This is a genomic window from Streptomyces piniterrae (assembly GCF_005048155.1).
Classification (GTDB): Bacteria; Actinomycetota; Actinomycetes; order Streptomycetales; family Streptomycetaceae; genus Streptomyces; species Streptomyces piniterrae.
Window position 1 is genome coordinate 49084 of the sequence record NZ_SUMB01000002.1, and the last position, 23913, is coordinate 72996.

Here is a 23913-nt window from a genome sequence, read left to right on the forward strand (position 1 = left end):
AGAAGTCGAGGACGACAAGGGGGTCGTCTCATGAGTCTCCGCAAGATCGTCCGGGTCTGGGAGGACCCGGAGTACCGCAACAGCCTGAGCGCCGCAGAGCTGGCCGAACTGCCGGAGAACCCGGCGGGCAGCATTGAGCTCACCGACGCCGAGCTGGGCCAGGTTATGGGTGGCGACCAGAGTGGGAAGAGCCACGGCTGTAACACCAAGACCTGTGTCTCGACCCGCGGTAACTCCGCAACGCCCCGCCCCTGCAACTGCTGACTGCGGGATGTGTGGGCATACGCACACGACCCGTAGTGCACAGGAACACGTGGGCTGATGTGCAGAGCGGGCCCGGCCGCAGCTCCGCAGCTGAGCATGTATGCCGACAGGGCGCGAAGCCCTGATGCTGGCGGTCAGGGCCAAATGAACGTGGCGGGGGCTGTTGGACGCTGTCCAGCAGCCCCCGCTGGCGTGCCGGGCTGAGCAGAGGGTGAACGTGGAGGGGAGCGGCTGGGTTATGAGAGCGGACGAAGTGTGGCAGGCCCCCGAGTGGTATCGGGCGATTTCCCTCCCTGAACGTCGTGGCGCACAGGGCCCCCGCGCCACGGGGAGGGCTCTCGCTTCGGACCTCCACCTCAAGGGAGCGCTGGGTCGTTTGCATGCCTGGAAGAGCCAGAAGCCCTTCGAGCAGGAGCCGCTGTTCGCACAGCGGCTGGCTCTCGACTCACTGTCGGAACGTGATCTGCTGGCTCTGCTGGCGGAGCCTGCGGAGAGTCTGAAGGCCCACATTCAGGAACCCCCGGACTGGCTGGTCGTTCTCCGGCAGGCATTCTCGCACCCGGATTCCGCCAGGAAGCCGGCGCCGCTGCCCGTCGAGGAGATTGAGGCCGATCATCCGCTCGCCGGATGTCTGCCGGCGATCAGCCCTCTTCTCCGGCACTCTCTTGACCGTCTCCAGGAAAGGGCGCGCGGGCTGCGCGGAGATTTCGAGTCCGTCCCCTTCGAAATGAACGTGCTTCCCAGGGTGTTCCTGGCGAATATCGCGCCCCAAATCCTCTTCCAGCTCAGCAAACCGCTCCTGCTCGAGTTGCATGTCGCCCGCCTGGAAGGACACTTGAGAGGCGAGACACCGGAGGAACGCTTCGAGGACTTCATCCGGCGGCTTGGCCAGGAAGCCTCGACAGGCTCGGTCGTGAGGCTCCTCGCCAAGTACCCGGTACTTGCACGTCAACTGGTGCTCACGTCGGAACAGTGGGCCGATTACCTGAGCGAGTTCCTGACGCGACTGTGCGCGGACTGGCAGTCCATCCGCACGACCTTCGCCCAGGGCGGCGATCCCGGGCCGCTGGTCGACGTGGAGGCCGACAAGGGCGACCGGCATCGTCGGGGCCGCAGTGTGCTCTTGCTGCGGTTCGGATCGGGGCTGAAGTTGCTGTACAAGCCGAGGTCGCTGGGTGTCGACGTGCACTTCCAGGAGTTGCTGTCCTGGTTGAACGACCGGGGCGCCAAGCCCAGCCTGCGGCCGCTGAAGCTCGTCGACCGCGGAAACCATGGCTGGTCGGAGTTCATCGAGGCGGCCTCCTGCACATGTGAGGAGGAGGTCGTGCGCTTCTACGAGCGTCAGGGAAGCTACCTGGCGCTGTTGTACGCCCTGGACGCCTCCGACCTGCACAACGAGAACCTGCTCGCTGCGGGTGAGCATCCGATGCCCGTGGACCTGGAAGCCCTGTTCCATCCTCAGGTCCGCGCCAGGGGACCGACTCAGCAGAACCTTGCGGCGGGAGCGCTGGATCGTTCCGTGTGGCAGGTCGGATTGCTACCGCGGCGCGACTGGTCCGACCAGGATTCCATCGGCGTGGACATCAGCGGCCTGGGCGGTCAATCGGGGCAGCTGAACCCGCATCCGACCGTCAGCTGGGAAAAGCCGGGGACGGATGAAATGCGGGTGGGCCGAAGGCGTGCCGAGCTACCCGTGAGCGAGAACCGGCCTCGTCTGGACGACCAGGACGTCGAGGTCTGGCGGTACAAGGACGCCGTGCTCGCAGGCTTCACCCGCATGTACCGTCTGCTCTGCGAGAACAGGGCGGCTCTGCTGGCGGAGCAGCTCCCGCGCTTCGCCCACGACGAGACACGTGCTGTCCTCCGCTCGACGAATGTCTACGGCCTCCTCTGGTACGAGAGCTTCCATCCGGATCTGCTGCGTGACGCGCTCGCACGTGATCGCTTCTACGATCACCTGTGGGCTCAAGCGGCGCAGCGTCCCTATCTCGTTCCCCTCATCCCCGCGGAACAGCGGGACCTGTGGCACGGTGACATCCCGCTGTTCCACACCTGCCCAGGCAGCCGGGCGCTGCTCACCGCAGAAGGGGAACGCTTCGAGGACTTCTTCGACGCGCCCAGCCTCGATCTGGTCCAGCAGAGAGTGGCACAACTCGGTGATGACGACCTGGCCAAGCAACGCTGGATCATCGAGGCGTCGATGGCCACGCTGCTCATGGATCGTGAGGACAGGATCGGCCGACCTGCACATGTTCCGTCGGTGAACCAGCTTTCCCCGGTGACGAGGCAGGTGGAGCGAGAACATCTGCTGACACTGGCGAGTTCCGTCGGGAGGCGTCTCGGCGAGCTCTCTCTGCAGAACGAAGACGGCGCGCACTGGCTCGGCGTGGGCCCCCTGGACGACTCCGCCTGGGGCCTCTTCCCTTCGGGAAGTGACCTCTATTCCGGGGCCAGCGGAATCGCACTTTCCCTGGGCTACCTGGGGGCGATTACCGGCGAGCCCGCCGTCACCCTCCTCGCACATCGGGCACTGAAATCGGTACGAGTTCAAGTACGGGAGTGGCTCAAGCTCCGGGAGCAGCCGGACGAGAGCGGACCTCCTCCGGCGGTTGGCGGGTTCGACGGCCTGGCCTCGGTCATCTACGTCCTCACCAACCTGGGCGTACTGTGGGCCGAACAGGACCTCCTCGACGACGCGGCCGAACTGGTCGAGGGACTGCCGTCGGCCATCTCCAGGGACCGTTCCCTGGATATCGTCTACGGCTCAGCCGGGTGCATCCTCTCACTGCTCAGCCTGCACGCGGTCCGTCCCTCACCACGGACCTTGGATGCGGCGATCCGCTGCGGCGAGCGGCTCTTGGCCACGGCACAGCCCGCGCATCGAGGGATCGCCTGGGCGACCCTGGAGGATCAACCGCCGCTGGGCGGATTTTCACACGGCACCACCGGCATCGCGTTGAGCCTTCTGCAGCTGGCTGCCCAGAGCAGCGAGCACCGATTCCGGCGAGCTGCTCTCAGCGCTCTCGGCTACGACCGCAGCCTCTTCATTCCCGAGCTGAACAACTGGGCAGACCTGCGCGTCTTCGAGCCCCGGACAAACCCGACCGACCCCGCTCCGCCGGCCGGCGAGCCACCTCGAAAGAGCATGGTGGCCTGGTGCCACGGTGCCGCAGGCATCGGTCTGGCACGCCTCGCCGCCTTGGATCAACTGGCCGACGCGACGACACGAGACGACATCGACATCGCCCTGAGCGCCACGAAACAGTACGGCTTCGCCATGAACCACTCGCTCTGCCACGGTGCGCTGGGGAACCTCGAACTTCTCCTGATGGCGGCGAGGTTGCTCAACAGACCTGAAGATCATGACGCTCTGGAACGAGCGACGAGGTCGGTCGTCGCGAGCATGGAGGCCAATGGCTTCGTGGCGGGAGTGCCCCTCGGGGTGGAGACGCCCGGGTTCATGACCGGACTGGCGGGGATCGGGTACGAGCTGCTGCGGCTGGCCGAGCCCGACAAGGTGCCGTCGGTTCTTCTCCTGGCTCCTCCCCGGTGGCAAGCGCAGGGCTGAGAGAAAGGAACATGGTCGTGGCCGACCGTGTGATCTTCCGGGAGAGAGCCATCCAGGCCTACCGGCAAGGTACGGAGAAGGACTTCGTACCTCGCCTCACCTTGCGGCCGGTCATCGTCTGCCTCTGGCTGCTGCTGGCCGTGCTGATCGTCACCACGGCACTGGCTTGGTTCATACGGGTGCCGACCTACGTCGGCGCCCAGGGCACGATTCTCCAGAACGATGCCCGGTCCGGACGTAGCGGCGGAACGACGGCAGCCGCCCTGTTCCTGCCGGCGGACCAACCGGCGCACCTGCGCGTCGGGCAGGCGGTCCACGCCCGGATCGGCTCTTCGGGACCGTCCGCTTCGGGTGCTGTCGTCCGGGTCGAGCCGGGCGTGATCAGCCCTGACGCGGCGCGAGCCAAGTACCGATACGAGCCCGGGGCCGACACCGTTCGGCAGCCCTGGACTGTCGCGATAGTGCGGCTCAGACAGTCGCTGCCACCGGCCACCTACGGCGGGAGCATCCTGACCGCCCGGGTGGAGACCGGGTCGCAGCGACTCGTGACCCTCTTCACCGGACTGGGCAATCCCGTCGGCGGTGCCTCGTGACGAACCCGTTCGCCTGGTTCAGCAGTCGCCGACCACGCCGGCGAGCGGCACAGGGCGCGGCGTCAGAGGAATCGGAGCAGCGCACCCGACGCACACCGCTCCGGCCCTTCTCCACCGTGACCGGAAGGACCCGCTGGGCGCACCGCAGGAGAGTTCCCGAGGTCAGACAGATGAGCGAGGTGGAATGCGGCCTCGCCTGCCTGACAATGATGCTCAACTACTACGGCTGCGGGACCTCCTTGTCGGAACTGCGGACGCGCTGCGGCGTAGGCCGCGACGGCCTCTCCGCGCTGGAGATCGTCAGGACCGCGCGCGACAATGGAATGCGGGTGAGAACGGTCTCGCTGCCGCGGAGTGACCTCCGGTTCGTTGCCCTCCCCGCCATCGTCCACTGGGAGTTCACCCACTTCCTCGTCGTCGAACGATGGTCGCGCAAGCACGTCGACGTGGTGGATCCCGCCAGAGGACGCTGCCGGCTGACGGAGGACGAGTTCGACGCCGGGTTCACGGGGGTGGTCATGCTCCTCGAACCAGGCGCAGCCTTCGACCGTCGTGCGCCCGCACCCCGCACGCCTTTCCGGGCGTACGCGCTCCGGTACCTGCGACAGGCACCCGGGGTAGCTGTTCAACTGCTCGGGGTCTCCCTGCTGCTGATCCTGCTCGGGCTCGTCCTGCCGATCCTGACCAAGGTGGTGGTGGACCAGGTCCTCCCCTTCCAGATGCACAACGTCATGCCTGTCCTGGCGATCGGCATTGTCGTGATCTTTCTCGCCCAGACCGTCGCGACGCTGCTACGGGAATGGCTGCTCGTATACCTTCGGGCGCGGATCGACGTCGGTATGATGCTCGGCTTCGTCGAGCACCTTCTCGCACTGCCCTACAAATACTTCCAGCAGCGGTCGACCGGCGACATGCTCTCCCGGGTGGCCAGCAACGCCATGCTGCGCGAACTGTTGAGCAATCAACTCCTGTCCACCGTCATGGACAGCGGGCTGGTGATGTTCTACCTGCTCCTCCTTCTCTGGCAGTCCCCGCCGTTCGGCCTGCTCACGCTCGGCATCGGCCTGCTGGGGGCGATAGTCCTCATGCTCAGCAACGGCACCATCAGCAGGTTGGCGGGCCGAGAGCTGGCCGCTTTCGGAAAGTCCCAGGGATACCTGGGCGAAGCGATGGTCGGCATCGGAACACTGAAAGCCGCCGGCGCCGAAGAACAGGCCTTCGGCCGCTGGTCGAACCTGTTCTTCGACCACCTCAACATCTCGCTTCGCCAGAACTACGTTTCCGGCACCGTGGCCTCGATACTGGGGTCCCTTCCCCTGTTCGGACAGCTCGCGTTGCTGTGGGTGGGTGCCACGCAGGTCCTCAATGGATCGATCAGCGTGGGCACGATGGTGGCACTCCTGGCTCTGGCCGCCGCGTTCTTCGCGCCGCTCACCACTCTCGTGGACAGTGCCCAGCAGTTCCAGCTCGTCAGCGCCAACCTCGACCGCATACGTGACGTGACCGAGGCGGAACCGGAGCAATCGCCAAACGTGTCACTATCGGCCCCACGGCTGTCGGGGCACCTGCGGATGGAAGGCGTCGGTTTCCGCTATTCGCAGTCAGGACCCCAGGTGCTGCATGACGTCGACCTGACCGTATGGCCCGGGGACAGGATCGCGATTGTCGGGCTGTCCGGTTCAGGTAAGAGCACACTGGGGGAGCTGATGCTCGGGCTCTATGTCCCCACACAGGGGGACATCTTTTACGACGACGTCTCGCTGCGGGATGTCAACCGGCAAGAGGTGAGACGCCAGTTCGGCGTCGTGCTGCAGGACGGCGCCCTGTTCAGCGGGTCGATCCTGTCCAACATCGGCCTCAGCAACCCCATGCTCAAGCGCGAGCGAGTGGTCACCGCTGCCGAGTTGGCTGTCATACACGACGACATCATGGCCATGCCGATGCAGTACGACACCTTCATCTCCGAGGGCGGGAGTGCCCTGTCCGGCGGTCAGCGACAGCGGCTGGCCATAGCACGAGCAATCGCGCACAGACCGGCGATCATCCTGCTCGACGAGGCCACCAGTCATCTGGACGTCGAGACCGAGCGGAAAGTCGCGGACAACCTGCGCACCCTGGCCTGTACCCAAATCATCATCGCGCACCGCTTGAGCACGATCCGCGATGCCGACACGATCCTGGTGCTCGACCAGGGAACCATCGTGGAGCGGGGACGCCACCGTGACCTGCTCCGGCGAGGCGGCCACTACGCGAGACTCGTACGCCAGCAGATCGAGTCCGGCGCGGATGCACGGCCGAGCCCTGGCGCCGCTGACCTGCTATGAACTGCTGTCCTTAGTGGCCTCAGCGGCCTTGGCAGCCTCACTGAGCCTTGCCGTCCCAGCGTGTCTTCGGGTAGGCCCTCTACCTTTGGACAGAGGCGGCTCACCCTCAGGTAGCAGGGAAACCAGGTGCCCGGCCCCCAATAATCATCGTTATGCCGTCCAGCGCCCCACCTGCCAGTGAGAACCCCTCGCCCCCAAGCTCGGCCCGAAGCCTCTTCGCCAGGTGCGGGGAGCGAGGGCGGTGGTGGTGCCGGGCGGCGGGGGAGGCGGTCCTGGCCGGGGCGCTGGTGCTGCTCGTCTACGTGGGCGAGTCGGAGATCGACCGTAGGCTGGCGGTGGGCTGGGCGGCGGTGCTGGCCCTGGGGCTCGTCGGCGTCGGGCTGGTGGTGGTGCGGCGCCGGTTCCCGGTGGCCAGTGTGGTCGGGCTGGCCGTGCTGATGGGGATGGTGCCCGCCGTGGCGCCGCTGACGGCGGTGGCCGCCTACACCGCGACCCGGCAGATGGAGACGCCGCGACGGCGGGCCGCGCTGCTGCTCGGGTCGGCTGCCCTGACGATGGTGAGCGGCGCCGTCTGCACGCCGGTGCTGGTGCCCGGGCTGGGCAGCTGGTCGTTCGGGCTGGCACTGGGGGCGGTACTCGCTGCGACCACGGTCATCGTGCCGGGGCTGGTCGGTGTCTCCGCCGGGCAGCAGGACCGGCTGTGGCGGGCCTTGCGGGAACGTACCGCCGCCGCCGAGGAGGCGCGGCGGCTGGCGGACAGCGAGTCGCGGGTGCGGGAGCGGTCGCGTATCGCCGCGGAGATGCACGACCTGGTCGGGCATCGGCTGAGCCTGGTCTCACTGCATGCGGGCGGCCTGGAGCTGGCGCTCGGCAGGGAGGCGCCGGGACTGCGGGACGAGGCCGCTGTAGTGGGCCGTGCCGCCCGTGACGCGATGCAGGAGCTGCGGGAGGTGCTGGGCGTCCTGGTCCCGTTGGGACGGGACACCGGCACCGATGCGCTGACCGACGCGACGGGTACGCGCGCGGACATCGAGGCACTGGTCGAGGAGACCCGCGGCGTCGGCATCCCCGTCGAGTTCTCCTGGAAGGGGCCGGATCTCGACGCGCGGCCGGCCCGGGTACGACGGGCCGTCCACCGGGTGGTGCGCGAGTCGCTCACCAACATCCACCGGTACGCGCCCGGGGCACATGTGACCATCATCGTCCGCCACACGGGGGAACGGGTGGAAGTGCGGGTACGCAACGGTGTGCCGCCCGTGCCGCCGGCCGCCGCAACCGGGCTCGGCACCGGGCGCGGGCTTGTCGGGCTGCGGGAGCGGGTGGCGCTGCTCGGCGGTGACCTGGAGGCCGACCGGACGCCCGGCGGTGGCTTCGCCGTGGCTGCCGACATCCCAGCCGACCCCGGACCCGGCGCGGAGCCGTCGGACGTGCTGCCGTACGAGAGGGGGCCGAGCGCCGGTGCCGACGAGCCGAGCAGAGGACTCGACGTCTTCCAGCGGCGGCTCGCCGCTGCCATCACCGGGCTGCTGGGGCTGGCCGGGGTGGGCTTGATGATGCTGTTCGGAGTCGTACTGGTGGTCAACGCGCAGGGTCCCGCGTACCGGAACCCCGAGCCGCCCCGAGTGGGGATGTCGCGGGACCAGGTGCAGCGCAACGTGGCCGGCGACGACTCCATCACGCGCGCTGCCGCCGCCGGGCACGAGCCGCCGCGGCCCCGCTCCGCCACCGACTGCCTGTATCCGTACACCGACCGGACGGTCATCGGTGGCCGGGTGCAGATCGCCCGCTACTGCTTCCGCTCCGATACGTTGATCGCGATCGACCGCTTCACCGTCCCCATGGTGACGGAAAGGTCACCGAACCGGCCCCGTAGGAGCACGACGCATGACTGACGAGAACCAGGGCCAGGACAACTCCGCGGATTCCGGGGCCGGTTCCCGTACCGCTTCCGGGGCGGATTCGGGTCCTCCGGCTTCCGGTGCGGGTTCCGTGATCCGGGTGGTGCTGGCCGACGACGAGGAGATGATCCGGCACGGCGTACGGCTGATCCTCCGGCACGCCGACGGCATCGAAGTGGTGGGCGAGGCGCCCAATGGCACCGAGGCCGTCCGACTCACCACCGAACACCGGCCCGACGTCGTACTCCTCGACATCCGCATGCCGGTACTCGACGGACTGGCGGCCGTCGAGCAGTTGGTGACCCTTGCCCCCGCGCCCCAAGTGCTCATGCTGACCACTTTCGGCGACGAGGAGAACGTCACCCGCGCCCTGCGGGCCGGCGCCACCGGCTTCCTGCTGAAGGACGAAGGGCCGCAGGAGCTGATCCGTGCGGTGCGGGCGGCGGCCGCGGGGGATGCGGTGCTCTCGCCCGGCGTCACCGGGACCGTCATCCGGCGGATGCTGAGCGGCGGCGGAGCCGTCGCCCCGGACAGCAGGGTGGCGGGCCTGACGGACCGGGAGCGGGAGGTGCTGGTCATGCTGGGGGAGGGGCTGTCGAACCCGCAGATCGGCGGCCGGCTCGGCATCGGCGTGGGAACGGTCAAGACCCACGTCCGGTCGATCCTGGAGAAGACGGGGTGCAGCGGCCGCGTACAGGCGGCGCTGCTGGCGCACCAGGCCGGGCTCATGGGGTGAGCCCGGCCCGGGGCCTTGGGCAGATGAATCCCTGCTTCGCTCGCTCGGCGGAGGGTCCGAGGCAGGGGTGCAGATTGCCGGGCCGGTTCCGCATCGAGGTTCCATGGCCCTGCTATGCCGTACCGCCACCCGGACCCGTGCCGGTGCGCCTGGACTGGAGCGTGCCTCAGTGATGGGTGGAGGGAACCGGCACTGGAGTAGGCAGCGTCCCTTGATGGACAAGATCGCCAGTGGACGCAGAGGAGTTGGCGATGACCGGCACGGCCACCCGTTACCTCTATCTCATCCGGCACGGCGAGGCATCGCCGGACGAGAGCGAGCTGACAGAGGCCGGCCGTAGGCAAGCCACGCTGCTCGGCCGACGCCTCCGGGACATCCCCTTCGCAGCTGTTCGGCACGGTCCCTTGCCCCGGGCAGAGCAGACCGCACGCCTGATTGACGACCAATTGCAGAACGCCGCTCTGCAGAACGTCCCTCGGCGGAACGCCCCTCTGCAGAACGTCCCTCTGCAAGTCTCGGAAGTCGCCGGTGACTACGTGCCCTACGTGCCCGGAAGAGACGAACTTCCTGCGGAATCAGCAGACTTCTACCTCCGCTTTCTCGCTGGTGCCACTGACGAGGAGCGGGAGCGTGGGCCTGCGCTGGCACGCAAGGCGCTGGATCTCTTCACCGGGCCGGTGGACGGCGAAGAGGACCGGCACGAACTCGTCGTCACCCACAACTTCCTGGTCGCCTGGCTCGTCCGGGATGCCATGCATGCACCGAAGTGGCGTTGGCTCGGCCTCAACTACTGCAACGCGGCACTTACGGTCATCCGATACGCGCCCGGTCGGCCGGCTACGGTCCTCCTGTCCAACGACATGCGTCATCTGCCGACCGAGCTGCGCTGGACGGGCTTTCCCTCCGAGTTGCACATCTGACATTCGGCCGGCCAATGCGGCACTGCCGCCTGACCCGCAACTACGAGGCCCTGCCCCAGGTCAGCGGGGCAGCACAGTGAACCCGAGAATCCGTGCTCCCTTCTCGGTGCGGGGCCGGTGGCGGCTGCCCGGTGCGAATACCACGTACGTACCGGGCCCGTGGCGTTCCTCTCCCTCGATCACCTCACCGCTCAGCACGTAGTAGCGCTCTTCGGTGGCGTGCACATCGACCTCCGGCCACTCGGTTCCCGGGGCGAAGTCGATCAGCCAGCCACTGGCGTATTCCGTCCTCGGCAGCCTGTGCCGCACGATCCCGGGGGCGATCTCGACCGGTGCGACCTCATCGACCTGGACGGTGGTCTTCAATACGGGCGTTTCAGTGGTTTCACTCATGGGACCACTGTGGCCCGGGGCAGGCCGCCGCCCGAGAGTCCAGATAGACATCTCTGGGTATCTTTCTGCCATGAACCGTCATCGAGTGGTGGCTCTGCTCAACTCGCCCCAGTCCCCCTTCGAACTCGCCTGCGCCGCCGAGGTCTTCGGCACCGTCCGGCAGGACCTGCCGGACCACTACGACTTCCGGGTCTGCGCCGAGCGCCAAGGACCCCTGCCGACCACCGTCGGCATCGCGATGCTCGTCGACGCGGGGCTGTCGGCCCTGGAGGAAGCGGACACCGTGATCGTCCCGGGCTGGCAGCCGCCGGGCATGCCGGTGCCGTCGACGGTCCTGGAGGCGCTGCGGGCCGCCCACCGGCGCGGGGCGAGAATCGTCGCCATCTGCACGGGGGCGTTCGTCCTCGCCCAGGCCGGACTGCTCGACGGCCGCCGCGCCACCACCCATTGGCGCCGTACCGCCCAACTCGCCGCCGCATTCCCCGAGGTGCAGGTGGATCTGGACGTGCTGTACGTGGACCACGGCGACGTGGCGACCAGTGCCGGGAGTGGCGCGGGCATCGACCTGTGCCTGCACCTCGTACGCTCCGACCACGGCGCGGCCTACGCCGCCCAGATCGCCCGGCACATGGTGCTGCCGCCCCACAGGGAGGGCAGCCAACTCCAGTACGCCGCACAGCCCGCCCCCGCCAGGGTGGACGAGTCACTGGCACCACTGCTGGAGTGGGCCACCTCCCAGCTCCACACCCGACTGACCCTGGACCGACTCGCCGAGCGCGCCGGACTGTCGAGCCGAACCCTCGCCCGGCGCTTCGCCGAACAGCTCGGCACCAGCCCAGGTCAGTGGTTGCTCGGCCGGCGCCTCGACGCGGCACGAGTACTTCTGGAACAGACCGACCTTCCGGTGGAAGCCATCGCCACGAAGGTCGGGCTCGCCTCGGCGGTCAACCTGCGGCGCCGCTTCCGGGCGGCTCTCGGCACCACACCCGGTGCGTATCGACGGGCCTTCGGCGAAACTTTGTAGGCGGGTGGTCCGTGGTCCGTGGCCCCCGCCGGAGTCCTGCTCGTCGAGAGTGATCGGCGCCGTGCTGGACGCGCGCGACGGAGCGGACTCCCCCTTACCGTCAGCTCCACAGCGTCAGGACCCTTTATGCGCCCTCGTATGGCGCCGAACGGTGCGTAATCCGAGTCGGATGCCCGACAGTTGGCGGATGATCCCGGGGAGGGGCGCCGGTGAAGATGTCCGGCATGGACCCCGAACTCGAAGCGTTCATCCCGCTGTTCCCGCGAGCCGACCTCACCGACCCGGTCAACGACCGCAAGAACTTCGCCAAGCTGGCCGCCTCGGCCCCCGCATCGGACACCACAGGCATGGAGATCGAGGACCGCACGGTGCCCGCCGATCCGGACGTGCCGGTGCGGATCTACCGCCCGCACCAGGCACAGGGCGCCATCGTCTGGCTGCACGGCGGCGGGTTCGTCATGGGTGACCTGGACACCGAACACCCGTGGGCCACCCGGATCGCAGAAAGCTCCGGAGTGATGGTGATCTCGGTCGGCTACCGCCTGGCCCCCGAGCACCCGTTCCCGGCCGCCCTCGACGACGCCTACGCCGTACTGACCTGGACGGCCGAGCACGCAGCCGAGCTCGGCATCGCCCCGGAGCGGATCGCGGTCGGCGGCCACAGCGCCGGCGGCGGGCTCGCGGCCGCGGTGGCACTGCGGGCGCGCGACCAGCAGGGACCGCCGATCCGGTTCCAGCTGCTCAACCAGCCGGGGCTCGACGATCGGCAGGAGACCTGGTCGCAGCAGAACTTCACCGACACGCCCTGGTTCACTCGCGACAAGGCCACCACGGCGTGGCGGCACTACCTCGGCTCCCAGCCCGCCACACCGTACGCCGCCCCGGCGCGGGCCGCCGACCTGTCCGGCCTGCCGCCCGCCTACATCGCCAGCGCCGAACTCTGTCCCAACCGCGACGAGAACATCGCTTACGCGCTGCGGCTGCTACAGGCCGGGGTACCGGTCGAGCTGCACCAGTGGCCCGGCACCTTCCACGGGTCGCAGGCGATCCTGTCCGCCGCGGTGTCGCAGCGTCAGATCGCCGAACTCGGCGCCGTACTGCACCGCGCCCTGGCGGACTGAGCCATCGATACCGAAGAGCACAAGGAAAAGGAAGAGGGCTTGGATCCCGCGGCGCTGAAGTCCGCCCTGGACGGTGTCCACCGCGCGGGGATGCCCGGTGTGTACGCCGAGGTGCGCGACGGCGACCAGATATGGCGTGGCGCTTCCGGGGTCGCCGATGTCGGGACCGGCCGTCCCGTCACGCCCGATATGCGGCAGCGCGTCGGCAGCATCACCAAAACGTTCACCGCCGCCGCCGTCATGCAGCAGGTGGAGAAGGGCCGGATCCGACTCGACGCGCCGATCGGGGACTACCTGCCGAGGCTGGTGCCGGGGGAGCGCGGCAAGAAGATCACGGTCCGGATGCTCCTCAACCACACCAGCGGCATCACCGACTACCTCCCCTACGCGTTCCCGTCCCTCAAGGGTTTCCCCTCTCTTCCGGACGTCTCGCCCAAGAGTCTGGACGACAACCGGTTCCGGGAGTTCCGCCCCACCGAGCTGATCGAGATGGGACTCACGGCACCTCCCGCCAGCGAGCCCGGAGCCGCTACCGGGACCTACTCCAACACCAATTACCTGCTCCTCGGCCAACTCCTGGAGCAGGCGACCGGTACCACGGCCGAGAAGTACATCACCCGCAACGTCATTGAGCGCGCCGGGCTCCGGCACACCGAATTCCCGGCCGGGCCGCACATCAAGGGACCGCACTCACGGATGTACGAGGCGCTGTACGGCCTGATCGACCCACCGCGCGACTACAGCGTCTACAACGTGTCCTGGGTGGGGACAGGAGCCGGTCTGGTTTCAACAATGGAGGACGTCAACAGCTTCTACGGCAAGCTGCTCGGCGGCGAGATCGTCAACCGCTCGTCGCTGGCCGAGATGCAGCGCACGGTCCCGGTCCTGGCCCTGGACGGCAGCACGAAGATCGACTACGGCCTCGGTCTGCACAAGGTCAAAACCCGGGACTGCGGCACTTTCTGGGGCCACGACGGCACGGTCTGGGGAGCCCAAACGATGTCCCTGACCCGCGCCGACGGCAAGCGGCAGATGTCCGTCGCGATGAACCTCGTGAGGTGGAACAAGACGGACTCCTCGGGGAAGCCGCAGCGCCACCCCGTCGACGACGCGCTGAAGACCCTCTACCAGCAGGCGATGTGCGGTCACGGAAACGCCCAGGCCGAGGAAGCGGCCGAGAGGGCCTCGCAAGCCTCGTAGACCTCCCGGGTCCGCGGCGTTCGACCTATAGGCGGAGTGCATCGCCGGAGTGCCGCACGCTCGCTCACCGAGGGCGGTGGCCGAGCGGCGGCACTGTCGGACGCTTTGCGTCTCCGGAACCACCAGGGCCGGGTCGTGTGATCGGCCGGTGGATCCAGGATTCCAGGGTTTGGGCTCAGGCGGCGACGGTGAACCCGTGCTGGCTGCCGAGCGTCGTGAGGGTGGACTTGCCCGGGATGCCGTCGGCGTTCGCTCCCGTGAACCCCTGACGGCGCTGGTAGGCCGCGTAGGCGTCGACGGTACGGGAGCCGAAGGACCCGTCATCGCCGAACTTCGGGTCCAGCAGCCCCTCTGCGACCAGGGCAGCTTCCACGCGTTTGACGTCCGCCGGGAATGTGGTGTGCCCCTGGGCAGCGCCCGGGTCGGTACGTGCGGCGGTGATGACGTGGGAGAGGCTGACCTTGGCACCGGGGGGTGGAGGCGGGGGTGGCTCGATGCCGGGCGTGCCAGGCCGTGGAGCGCCCTTCTTCACCCACTCCTGGAGCGGGTCGCCAGGGCATTTGGTGGCGAAGCCATCGCGGTGCCCTTTGATCTCTGCGCCGGCCCCGCCTTTGTCTCTCAGAAGCTCGATGGCGTCGCGGATACCGTGCAGTTGATCATTGGTCGGTTTGGTGAGGCCGGAGTCGCCCACCATGGCGACCACCGAGTAGTGGTTCAGGTTGAGCTGCTGGTTGCCATTCGCACCTTGGCGTTTGTGCAGGCCACGGCCCTCGAAAACATGACCGTGCGGGCAGACCACGTAGCTGTAGGCGATGTCGGAGTACTTCTCCTTGGTGTTCGCCAGATGACTGGCTTGGATGCTCCGCACCCGGCCGGCGCACTGGGAGTGTTTCTCCGGCTTGGCGAGATCGGCCGGGACGGGAGCGCCCTCATAGTGGACCTTCACGCCCTTCGTGGACGCGATGTGCTTGAGGGGAGATTTGGGCGGCTTGGCCCCCCACTGAGCGCGAGTGACGAGGTGCATTCCTAACTCCCTTGCGAGTTGCAGATCGACGCCGTCGGATGGCGGCACGAAACATGGCGTTACGAAACCCGGAACCCGTGGCTGAGCTTCCCGTGGCAGAGCTTCCGAAAGCGCGTCGACACCGGACCCCGAACCACGAATCACCCGAGCACGAATTTGAAGTCGGCCTTTCTGTCGGCCTTTTAAGTGCGTTCCTCCTGGGCTCAGAGACTGGGCGTGCAGCCAAGGACGGGAAGGCGCGAGCGACTGCGATTCTCGCCGGCCTTGCTCGCCGGCCTTGCGAATCTCACCGCAGACGCGTGTGCGATGTACGCGGCCTGGCTTGGTCAGCGCATAGCGCGCGTAACGGGTATGTAGCGTCTATATCAGGGTGCGTCTGCGCACTTGGGGAGTCAAGGCGAAGTCAAGCAACGCGGGCGGCGGCTGACACGTCGCAGAAATCAGTAGCGAGCTTGGGCCCTCACGGACGAACATGCGACGCATGAGCGACCAACCCGCACGTTGGACTCAGGCGACCGTCCACCCCGACATGTGGGTTGACCCGGACGACGACCCTCGCGACGGCGAAGGCGCCAGTCCGGACGGCGAGCTCGCCACCCTTCGGGACTTCCCGCAACTGGATCAGCGACGGTGACCCGCTGCCGAAGCTGTACGGCGAGCGTGACGCGGACTTCCACGGAGCCGTCGCCGAGCAGGCCGCGGTCGACGCTGCGTTCGCCGATGTGGAGCGGGAGCAGACCGCGACCGACGCCGCGCTGGCCGAGCACCCGGATCTGGGCGCCCGTCTGGCGAAGGACGGCATCACAGTTCGGGAGCTGTGGGTGCACGGGATCGAGGAGTATGCCCGGCACTGCGGGCACGCCGACCTGTTGCGCGAGCGCGTCGATGGACGGGTGGGCCAGTGACGGGGCCGGGGGCTCTATCCGCCGCCAAAGGCGCCCAACCCACCACCTGTAAATCACCTTCCCACCGCCTGTGAATCATCTTCCCACCGCCTGCAAATCAACTTAACGCGCGGGAACTGGCGCTCCGTTTGCCCTGCATCCGGCACCGTCATACGGTCGAAGTAACTGACATTCGCGCCTCGGAAAGCCGCCTCACCCTCCATGGAGGAGGCGCGACCGAGAGGCGTCCTGACCCGCTATGCGTATACCTGAATCGCTATGTGTATACGCGTCAAACAGGGGCGCTCACACTCGGGATTTGAGCCCTTACCCGCAAGCGCAGGTAACGCATTCCGGCAATATCTCCCCTCGGGCCGGGGAATCCGGCCGGCACCCGGTCCTCGACCCGACGCCATACCGAGCCATGGGACATGGCTCCTGATCGGAACGTTAGAAGGGCATTGGGAATGAAAATGAACCTGACCGAGCTTCGCACCCTCGCCACAGAGGTGGGGTTCACCGGCAGCGACATCAACATCGCGGCGGCCGTCGCCATGGCGGAGTCCAGCGGCAACCCGGGCGCTGTGGGGGACGAGAATCTGGTCGACAACAAGTGGGGACCGTCGTTCGGTCTCTTCCAGATCCGCTCCCTCAAGCACCCGGAGCAGTTCTCCCCACCGGACACGCTCAGGATTGCCGGAAAGCTCAAGGACCCGGTCTTCAACGCCAAGGCAGCAAAGGCCATCAAGAAGGCACACGGCTGGAACCAATGGTCCACGTTCACGAGCGGGGCATACCGCCAGTTCATGGATGGCGGCTCCGGCAGCGGCTCCGGCAAGTTCGAACCGTTCCCTGGTGCCTCGTTCTTCCACACCGGACAGAGGTCGCCGATCATCACCGCGATGCACAATCGGCTTGTCGCTGAAGACTGCAACCGATACACGTCCAGCCGTGACGCCGACGTGTGGGGCTCGGGCGATGTGAAGTCCTACGCCGCCTGGCAGCACAAGCTCCACCTCTCAGGCCCTGATGCCGACGGCATCCCCGGCAAGTCCAGTTGGGACAAGCTGCACGTCCCCAACGTCTGACAGACCTTCACAGCCACTGGCACCAGCCGATCCGCCTACAGCCCAGACTTTCGCCCGCCAACGAGACAGTCATATGACGTCTCACGCAGGTGTGAAAGCTGGGCTGTTGGCGTGGCCCCAAACCAAATGCCCTCAAGGATGGCGCTGTTTACCCAGAGTCGGGTGCGTGGGACGCTGCCGCGATGGACGCCCGGCATCACCATCCAACGGTGAGTGTGTATCTCTTCGCCCGCTTCGGTGCCACGTGGCGCATGGGTGTCATCGGCCACCCCCGGCTCGGCGGGGCGATGATCCCCGGCGGGCATATCGAGCCCGACGCGAGCCCAGCTCAGGCCGCCGTGCGTGAAACGCTTGAAGAGACCGGATACCGCGTGCGCCTGCTACCACCAGTCGGGCATGACCTGCCCACGGACTACCCCCACCCCGAGGCGCGGCCGACGGCGACTACGTCGTCCGGCTCCGCACCGTGGTGGGTGGTGGACGTCCCAGCCGCCGAGGACAGCCGGCTCGCCAACCGGCAGGAGCACGTCGACCTTCACGTCGACCACCTTCACGTCGACCACCCTCGCCTCGACCACATTCACGTCGCCGTGGTCGACCGACCCTATGGCCCCAGGACGCCCGGCGCACACCTATTCCGGTGGATCAGCGTCCAGGACCTGCCCAAACTGGATACGCCAGAGGGCACCCGCATTCCCGCCCCCACTCTGGTCGAGTTGGTGTCGGCCACGATCGCCGCCCACCGGCCCCGGTCACCGCTGGATGATGGCCTGCGCCGGGAACTGCTACGCCGGCGCGACATCGACCAGGAGTTCCGTACGAACCTCCCCGAGACCCTGACGGAGGAGGAGTTCGCGCGCTGGGAAGCGATGGACAACGACAACACCGAGTGGCTGCGGAAGGTCATCGACCGTGTCGGCTGGCCCGGACGGTCACTTTGCGGTGATGAGGCAGCCGATGCCGCTTGGCTGCTCGCGCAGCACGCCGACCGTCAGCCGCACCTCCAAGAGGCATGGGTCGATCTGCTGGCTGAGGCCGTCACGTCGGGGGAGGCCGAGCCGAGGCATCTGGCGTTCTTGGAGGACCGTATTTCTGTCCGCAAGGCCCGCGAGCAGTGGTTCGGCACCCAGCACCACAAAGGGGCCAATGGCCAGTGGGAGCCTTACCCGATCCGAGAACCTCTAGGTGTCGACAAGCGAAGGGCCGAGGTCGGTCTCAATCCGCTGGCCGAGCGCACCAGGCAGATCGCGGAAGAGAACCGCCACTAACGACCTTCGGAGTCAGCCGCCCATCTGGCTCCGCCCCGGGGGCAAGCCGTCGTACAGCGGATGACTCACCTGGGTGGCAGCCCCCACGGATGGAACCGCACGCCGGCGAACCCGACGGACGACCCCGCGTCGTTCGGCTGTCGACCCTCCGTCGCGGGGGGCTGTCAACCCTCCGTCGTCGGGCCGTCGACCCTCCGTCGGCGCTCTGTCCACTCTGTGAGCTTTCGCCGCCGCGATGGAACCTCGACCCTGGGCCATGCCATCTCACTGAACGTCCCGATAGTGGGCTTATAGGCAATAAGTGTGATTGGTTCAGTTATGCGTGAATTCAACCGAAGGGGCATGCTCGGACTGGGCGTCGGAGCAGGAGCGGCAGCGGCGCTGTCCGTCGCCGGCTGCTCCTCCACTGGGTCGTCCGTATCCAGCAAGAGTGGATCCGAGGGCGGGCAGAGTGCCCAGCCGAAGCCGATAGGCGATGGCTCTACCGCGTACACCGGCAAGCAGCCGAACCAGCCGCCCAAGCCGGAGAAGCTGGAGCCGGGTCAGAAGCCGCCGCAGTTCGTGGTCTTTTCCTGGGATGGTGCGGGTGAGGTCGGCAACGGCCTTTTCCCGCGGTTCCGCAAGCTGGCCAAGGACCATGACGCCTCGATGACCTTCTTCCTTTCCGGGCTGTATCTGCTGCCCGAGTCGAAGAAGCGGATGTACCGGCCGCCGAACAACCCCGTCGGCCACACCGAGATCGAATTTCTCACCGATGAGCACGTCAGGATGACGCTCAAGAACCTGCGTGCGGCGTGGCTGGAGGGCCACGAGATAGGCACCCACTTCAACGGCCATTTCTGCCGCGAGGGTTCAGGCTCGGTAAAGCACTGGACTCCTGCCCAGTGGGACGACGAGATCGAGCAGGCCATGGGATTTGTCACCAAGTGGCGGACCAACACCGGCTTCACCGATCTCGAACCGCTGCCGTTCGACTACAGCAAGGAGCTGGTCGGCGCCCGTACGCCGTGCCTGCTGGGCCAGGAGAACCTGCTGCCGACCGCGAAGAAGCGCGGCTGGCGGTACGACGCCAGCTCACCTGGCGGTCTCCAGGTCTGGCCCACCAAGAAGCAAGGAATCTGGGACTTTCCACTCCAGGGAATACCGTTCCCCGGCCACTCCTTTCCGGTTCTGTCGATGGACTACAACATCCTGGCCAACCAGTCCAAGAACTCCACCAAGGGACCGCCGGCCAACTACCCGGGCTGGCGCAAGCAGGCCACCGGCGCGTACATAGCCGGCTTCCAGCGAGCCTATGAGACCAACCGCGCCCCCTTCTTCGTCGGCAACCACTTCGAGCAGTGGAACGGCGGTATCTACATGGACGCCGTTGAGGAGGCGATCAAGCACATCGCCGGCGGGAAGAACAAGGACGTGCGGCTGGTCTCCTTCCGCCAGCTCTGCGACTGGCTCGACGCACAGGACCCACAGGTCCTCTCCGACCTGCGCCGACTCAACGTCGGAGAGAAGTTCACCGGACGAGGCTGATTGGCGCTTGTCGGCAGCTGACCGGCACCTGATGGCATCTGAGGCCATCTGACGGCACCGGGAGGGGGCCGAGTGAGATGGCGGCGCGCCGCGTGGGCGGCGCGAGTGCCCCCGACCTCCCTGGCCGTCGTGCGGCGGCATCCATCAACTCCCGCCCGCCCAGCGGAAATGTGGGAACCTGAGCGAATGCCTCGACGAATCATGTTCGTTCAGCTGAAGACGGGATACGACACCGATCGCGGTCCTTCCTGGATCGGCTGGGTGGACTTCTCCAAGACCTGGCAGACCGCCTACTTTCAAGGGAGAACTCTGCGCCGCGCAGAGGGCATGTCCAGTGCCAACTTCTACGACATCGATACCGATGAAGAGTTCTGGATATCCGGCCCGAAGCGAGACCAAAGTGACACACGCTACGGTCCGTTCAACGCAGTGATCGAGGACGACGCAGCCGATGCCTACGCGGCGTTCCGGCGTGGAGCGCCCTTGCCGGGCCGGGAGAACGGGTAGCCGAGTGCGGCTTGAGGTCAGCTCGCCGGGTTCTCGATGAGCCGGAGCAGCGAACGGGCCTGGAGAGCGGGGCCGGTTGACCAGTCCGGCTCTTGGCACACCACGACGCGCAGCTGGTGGACTCCCCACCGACTGGCGAGGGTCTTGTCGCCGCCCTCGCGGGTGACGAGAAGATCGCCCGTCGGCACACTGACTTCCCTGTGTTCGGCCGCCGGGGCGACGAGGGAATCCCCCATGGGGAGCGGGCGGTCGAGGCGGGCGACGCCTTCTCCGCGTACACCCTCGCCCGCTGCCGGAAGATCCGCGGTGACCGCCCGGAGGCCGAGCGGCTCTACCGCCTCGCTGCCGATCACCACTCCGGCTGTGCGTACGGTCTGGCCGTATTGCTCCAGGAGAACGGCGACCCGGAAGCTGCCAGGTGGTTACAGGACGGCTGGGACATGGGCTGTCTCGACTGCAAGATCGAGAGGACTTCGACCGGGTCGCCGAGGACTTTGATGCGGCGGAGGCGGCCGAGGACGGGGAGGCCGCGTGGGAGGCGCTGGAACCGCTGCGGGAGATGGACCGTTGGCGAGCTCGCCCAGGCGAGGCGGAGGCCTGGCTGAGCGAGTTCGATCCCGAGGACGAGGCCGTCGCCGAACGGATCGCCCGGATCGCCCGGCTCCGCGAGGAGGGCGAGGTACCGCGCGTGCAGGACCTGCGCCGGCTGCCGGAACTGTGTGAGCGGGTCGAGGCAGGCGATCTCCGGGCGTCGTACGCGTACGGGAAGATGCGCTACGAGTGGGGTGGGGCGGCGGGGCGGCGGGGCGCTGGGTGGCCCACCGGTACGAGGCTGCGGCGCTCGCGGGCGACACGGCGGCCGCGGCCGACCTCAGGTGGCTCTACGACGACCTGGGCGAGCCCGTGCGCCGCGACCACTGGAAGCGCATCGCCGCAGAGGGCGGTGACCACGACGCCTGCGGCAGCCATGACCTGGCTCTCCGACCACCACAGGGACCACCAGGAGGCACCGAGACAGCGGGCTACTGCTGCCTCGTTCTGAACCGCATCGGTCGGCATGCGGAGGCCGAGGAGCTGCTGCGCCTGGCCGCCGAAAACTGGTGGGCCGACGTCCGGTCGCGGTACAGCTCGGATGATCTGGACATGCTGTCCCGGATGCTGAACCCGGAGGACGAGCTGGCGGCCGCCGAGGAGGCGCTGGCGGCGGGCTGAGCGGACGCGGCGTCCCACTCGCCGGCCGGGAGTCAGGAAAGCCTGACGAAGAGGGGCCCCGGCCCGGCGAGCCGACCGGCCATGGCCTCGGGCGATCCCGCGGCGGACTCCACACCGCACAGGCACCTTCTTCCGGCCCGCCGGTGATCAAAACCAACCCGCCTAGGCCCGCCTAGACACGCGCCTAGGTGTCTAGATCAAGCCACCTGCACCCTTCCCCTGCATCCCGGCCGACGACCGGTACCCCCGCCCCCTTCGTCGCACAGTGTCACCCCATCATCACAATCGTCACCCTTTCGCCCCGACATGATCCACAAAACTCGCTCCGCGACTGACGGGGAAGATCGGCGAGGCGCTTGTGTCCGCTCAGCGGGTTGCTCTGATCGGATAACGATCCGATTACTGCAATGGGTGATTTGGCCGTAGAGCAGACGGTTATGCCCGATTCCCTCCATGATCTGCGCCACACTGGCTGGTTTTCGCCCGTGGTACATCTTCACGACCACCTGACGGACGTCACCCATGTCCGCGTAGGGGGCGCTTGAGCCGGCCGATCGCCGGCATGCAACTCCATCAGCATCCGGGGGGATCGAAACCCGATCCGTCGCCAAGCAAGGCGCGGGTCGGCATGGAGCGGAAAGGGCGCACCACACCATGACCTCAACGCAGGTCGGCACGAACCCCGGCGACGGGAATGGAGCCTCGGGCACTGCACCGGAAGAGGGCTACGAGCGGGGCCTCGGCAGCCGCCAGGTCCAGATGATCGCCATCGGCGGCGCCATCGGCGTCGGCCTCTTCCTGGGCGCGGGCGCGAACATCGCGAAGGCCGGGCCCAGCCTCATCCTCATGTACGCCCTCGCCGGCGTGATTGTCTTCTTCATCATGCGGGCACTGGGCGAGCTGCTCCTCTACCGCCCCGTGTCGGGTTCCTTCTCGGAGTACGCCCGCGAGTTCCTCGGTCCGTTCTTCGGGTTCGTGACGGGCTGGACGTACTGGCTCATGTGGGTCGTCACGGGCATGGCCGAGCTGACGGCCGCCGCGATCTATGTGAACTTCTGGTTCCCGGAAGTCCCACGGTGGGTCACCGCGCTGGTCTTCCTGGTCGTCCTGTACGTGGCGAACCTGATCTCGGTGAAGATCTTCGGTGAGATCGAGTTCTGGTTCTCGATGGTCAAGGTCACCGCGCTCATCGGCATGATCGTGATCGGTATCGGTGTCGTCACCTTCGGCTTCAGCCAGGCGGGAGACGCCGCTGCGGTCGCCAACATCTGGGCCCACGACGGGATCTTCCCCAAGGGCGTCGGCTCCAGCCTCATGACCCTCCAGGGCGTCATGTTCGCCTACCTCGCCGTCGAGCTCGTCGGTGTCACCGCGGGTGAGTCCGAGAACCCGGAGAAGACCCTGCCCAAGGCCATCAACACGCTCCCGTGGCGCATCATCGTCTTCTACGTCGGTGCGCTGAGCGTGATCCTCATGGTCGTCAAGTGGACCGAGTTCGAGCCCGGCGTCAGCCCGTTCGTGGCCGCCTTCGCGAAGATCGGCATCCCGGCCGGTGCGGCGATCGTCAACTTCGTCGTACTGACCGCCGCGCTGTCGTCCTGCAACTCGGGCATGTACTCCACCGGGCGCATGCTCCGCGACCTCGCGGCCAACGCCGAGGCCCCGAAGGCGCTCGGCAAGCTGAGCACCTCCAAGACCCCGGCCATCGCCATCACCCTCTCCGCCGCCCTCATGGGCATCGGCGTGATCCTCAACTACGTCGTTCCGGAGAAGGCGTTCGGCTACGTCACCTCGGTGGCCACCGCGGCCGGCATCTGGACCTGGCTGATGATCCTCATCAGCCACATCCTCTACCGCCGCGCGGTCGTCGCCGGCCGACTGCCCGCCTCGTCCTTCCCGGCGCCGGGCGGCACGGTGTGCAGCTGGATCGCCGTGGCGTTCCTGCTCCTGGTGACCGTCCTGATCGCCATCGACCCGGACAGCCGCGTTTCGCTGTACGTGGGTGCCGGCTGGGCCGTGTGCCTGGCGGTCGGCTGGGCCATCCTCAAGGGCCGCAATCCGCAGATCGCCGCGCAGGGGACGCAGCAGGACAAGCAGCTGGAGACCGCCGGACAGCCCCGCGGCTGAACGGAGCGGGCTCTCGGAGTCCTGACAGACGGCCCTTGACGCCGTCACTCCCCGACGGGGCGCCCAGGTACAGACACCTGGGCGCCCCGTCGGCGTCCGAGGCCATCGCGGCTGCCGGGCGGCTGGCCTGTCACCGCACAACCGGGCTGCTCGGCACGCTCCACATGATTCCCGGCAGTCCGGGCGATCGCCCGGGCCGCCGATGCCATGATGATCACCATCGGCGGCCCCCCGG

19 protein-coding genes and 1 pseudogene are annotated in these 23913 nt (G+C 67.5%); 17 read left to right on the forward strand and 3 right to left on the reverse strand.

All coding sequences use genetic code 11. The features are described 5' to 3' along the window. Positions 1 to 30 precede the first annotated feature (30 nt). From FCH28_RS04595 to FCH28_RS04625, 7 genes are all read left to right on the forward strand, one after another. Entirely contained in the window at positions 31 to 264 is a 234-nt protein-coding gene (locus FCH28_RS04595; RefSeq protein WP_136738428.1) for a mersacidin/lichenicidin family type 2 lantibiotic, read from the forward strand. A 376-nt stretch (positions 265 to 640) separates the two neighbouring features. Then, on the forward strand, positions 641 to 3832 hold the full coding sequence (locus FCH28_RS04600; protein WP_169314051.1) for a type 2 lanthipeptide synthetase LanM family protein: 3192 nt from the start codon (positions 641 to 643) through the stop codon (positions 3830 to 3832). 17 nt (positions 3833 to 3849) lie between these two features. Beyond that, entirely contained in the window at positions 3850 to 4425 is a 576-nt protein-coding gene (locus tag FCH28_RS04605) for a hypothetical protein (protein WP_136738430.1), read from the forward strand. Between the two features lie 116 nt (positions 4426 to 4541). Then, positions 4542 to 6749 (forward strand): peptidase domain-containing ABC transporter, encoded by a 2208-nt coding sequence (locus FCH28_RS04610; RefSeq protein ID WP_281289675.1) that lies wholly within the window; start codon positions 4542 to 4544, stop codon positions 6747 to 6749. A gap of 152 nt (positions 6750 to 6901) precedes the next feature. After that, complete coding sequence (locus FCH28_RS04615; RefSeq protein WP_136738432.1) at positions 6902 to 8641, forward strand: sensor histidine kinase; 1740 nt, start codon at positions 6902 to 6904, stop codon at positions 8639 to 8641. Positions 8642 to 8771: 130 nt separating this feature from the next. Next, positions 8772 to 9383 (forward strand): response regulator, encoded by a 612-nt coding sequence (locus tag FCH28_RS04620; protein ID WP_425471901.1) that lies wholly within the window; start codon positions 8772 to 8774, stop codon positions 9381 to 9383. A 251-nt stretch (positions 9384 to 9634) separates the two neighbouring features. Continuing rightward, positions 9635 to 10303 (forward strand): histidine phosphatase family protein, encoded by a 669-nt coding sequence (locus tag FCH28_RS04625; protein WP_136738434.1) that lies wholly within the window; start codon positions 9635 to 9637, stop codon positions 10301 to 10303. A gap of 60 nt (positions 10304 to 10363) precedes the next feature. On the opposite strand, the gene FCH28_RS04630 is transcribed toward FCH28_RS04625, so the two are convergent. Further along, entirely contained in the window at positions 10364 to 10696 is a 333-nt protein-coding gene (locus FCH28_RS04630; protein WP_136738435.1) for a cupin domain-containing protein, read from the reverse strand. A gap of 70 nt (positions 10697 to 10766) precedes the next feature. Between FCH28_RS04630 and FCH28_RS04635 the strand changes: the two genes are divergently transcribed. The 3 genes from FCH28_RS04635 to FCH28_RS04645 all read left to right on the forward strand — a co-directional run bounded on the left by FCH28_RS04635 (position 10767) and on the right by FCH28_RS04645 (position 14041). Further along, on the forward strand, positions 10767 to 11720 hold the full coding sequence (locus tag FCH28_RS04635) for a helix-turn-helix domain-containing protein (RefSeq protein WP_136738436.1): 954 nt from the start codon (positions 10767 to 10769) through the stop codon (positions 11718 to 11720). A gap of 224 nt (positions 11721 to 11944) precedes the next feature. Beyond that, positions 11945 to 12841, forward strand: coding sequence for an alpha/beta hydrolase (locus FCH28_RS04640; RefSeq protein WP_136739083.1), 897 nt, complete (start codon positions 11945 to 11947; stop codon positions 12839 to 12841). Positions 12842 to 12880: 39 nt separating this feature from the next. Continuing rightward, positions 12881 to 14041 carry a serine hydrolase domain-containing protein gene (locus FCH28_RS04645; RefSeq protein WP_246102396.1) on the forward strand — a complete coding sequence of 387 codons (1161 nt, stop codon included), beginning with the start codon at positions 12881 to 12883 and terminating at the stop codon, positions 14039 to 14041. Between the two features lie 175 nt (positions 14042 to 14216). On the opposite strand, the gene FCH28_RS04650 is transcribed toward FCH28_RS04645, so the two are convergent. Then, complete coding sequence (locus tag FCH28_RS04650; RefSeq protein WP_136738437.1) at positions 14217 to 15065, reverse strand: peptidoglycan-binding domain-containing protein; 849 nt, start codon at positions 15063 to 15065, stop codon at positions 14217 to 14219. A gap of 472 nt (positions 15066 to 15537) precedes the next feature. Between FCH28_RS04650 and FCH28_RS04655 the strand changes: the two are divergent. The 5 genes and pseudogenes from FCH28_RS04655 (at position 15538) to FCH28_RS04675 (ending at position 20339) form a co-directional block, all read left to right on the forward strand. After that, positions 15538 to 15970, forward strand: a pseudogene (locus FCH28_RS04655) (mycothiol transferase). 452 nt (positions 15971 to 16422) lie between these two features. Beyond that, positions 16423 to 17037 (forward strand): peptidoglycan-binding protein, encoded by a 615-nt coding sequence (locus tag FCH28_RS04660; RefSeq protein WP_136738438.1) that lies wholly within the window; start codon positions 16423 to 16425, stop codon positions 17035 to 17037. A 182-nt stretch (positions 17038 to 17219) separates the two neighbouring features. Further along, positions 17220 to 18305: a DUF6624 domain-containing protein gene (locus tag FCH28_RS04665; RefSeq protein ID WP_136738439.1), complete on the forward strand. Its 1086-nt coding sequence runs from the start codon at positions 17220 to 17222 to the stop codon at positions 18303 to 18305. 318 nt (positions 18306 to 18623) lie between these two features. Next, positions 18624 to 19832 carry a polysaccharide deacetylase family protein gene (locus tag FCH28_RS04670; RefSeq protein ID WP_136738440.1) on the forward strand — a complete coding sequence of 403 codons (1209 nt, stop codon included), beginning with the start codon at positions 18624 to 18626 and terminating at the stop codon, positions 19830 to 19832. A 186-nt stretch (positions 19833 to 20018) separates the two neighbouring features. Beyond that, on the forward strand, positions 20019 to 20339 hold the full coding sequence (locus FCH28_RS04675) for a hypothetical protein (protein ID WP_136738441.1): 321 nt from the start codon (positions 20019 to 20021) through the stop codon (positions 20337 to 20339). Between the two features lie 17 nt (positions 20340 to 20356). Here the strand turns inward: FCH28_RS04675 and FCH28_RS38955 are convergent, their stop codons facing one another. After that, a complete protein-coding gene (locus FCH28_RS38955) occupies positions 20357 to 20695 on the reverse strand; it encodes a hypothetical protein (RefSeq protein WP_246102398.1) in 339 nt (112 codons plus the stop codon). Between the two features lie 457 nt (positions 20696 to 21152). Between FCH28_RS38955 and FCH28_RS38960 the strand changes: the two genes are divergently transcribed. Together FCH28_RS38960 and FCH28_RS04685 are read left to right on the forward strand one after the other, a co-directional pair. Continuing rightward, positions 21153 to 21551, forward strand: a complete 399-nt coding sequence (locus tag FCH28_RS38960; RefSeq protein ID WP_246102400.1) for a hypothetical protein — start codon at positions 21153 to 21155, stop codon at positions 21549 to 21551. A 654-nt stretch (positions 21552 to 22205) separates the two neighbouring features. After that, on the forward strand, positions 22206 to 23678 hold the full coding sequence (locus tag FCH28_RS04685; RefSeq protein ID WP_136738442.1) for an amino acid permease: 1473 nt from the start codon (positions 22206 to 22208) through the stop codon (positions 23676 to 23678). The last annotated feature ends 235 nt before the right edge of the window (positions 23679 to 23913 follow it).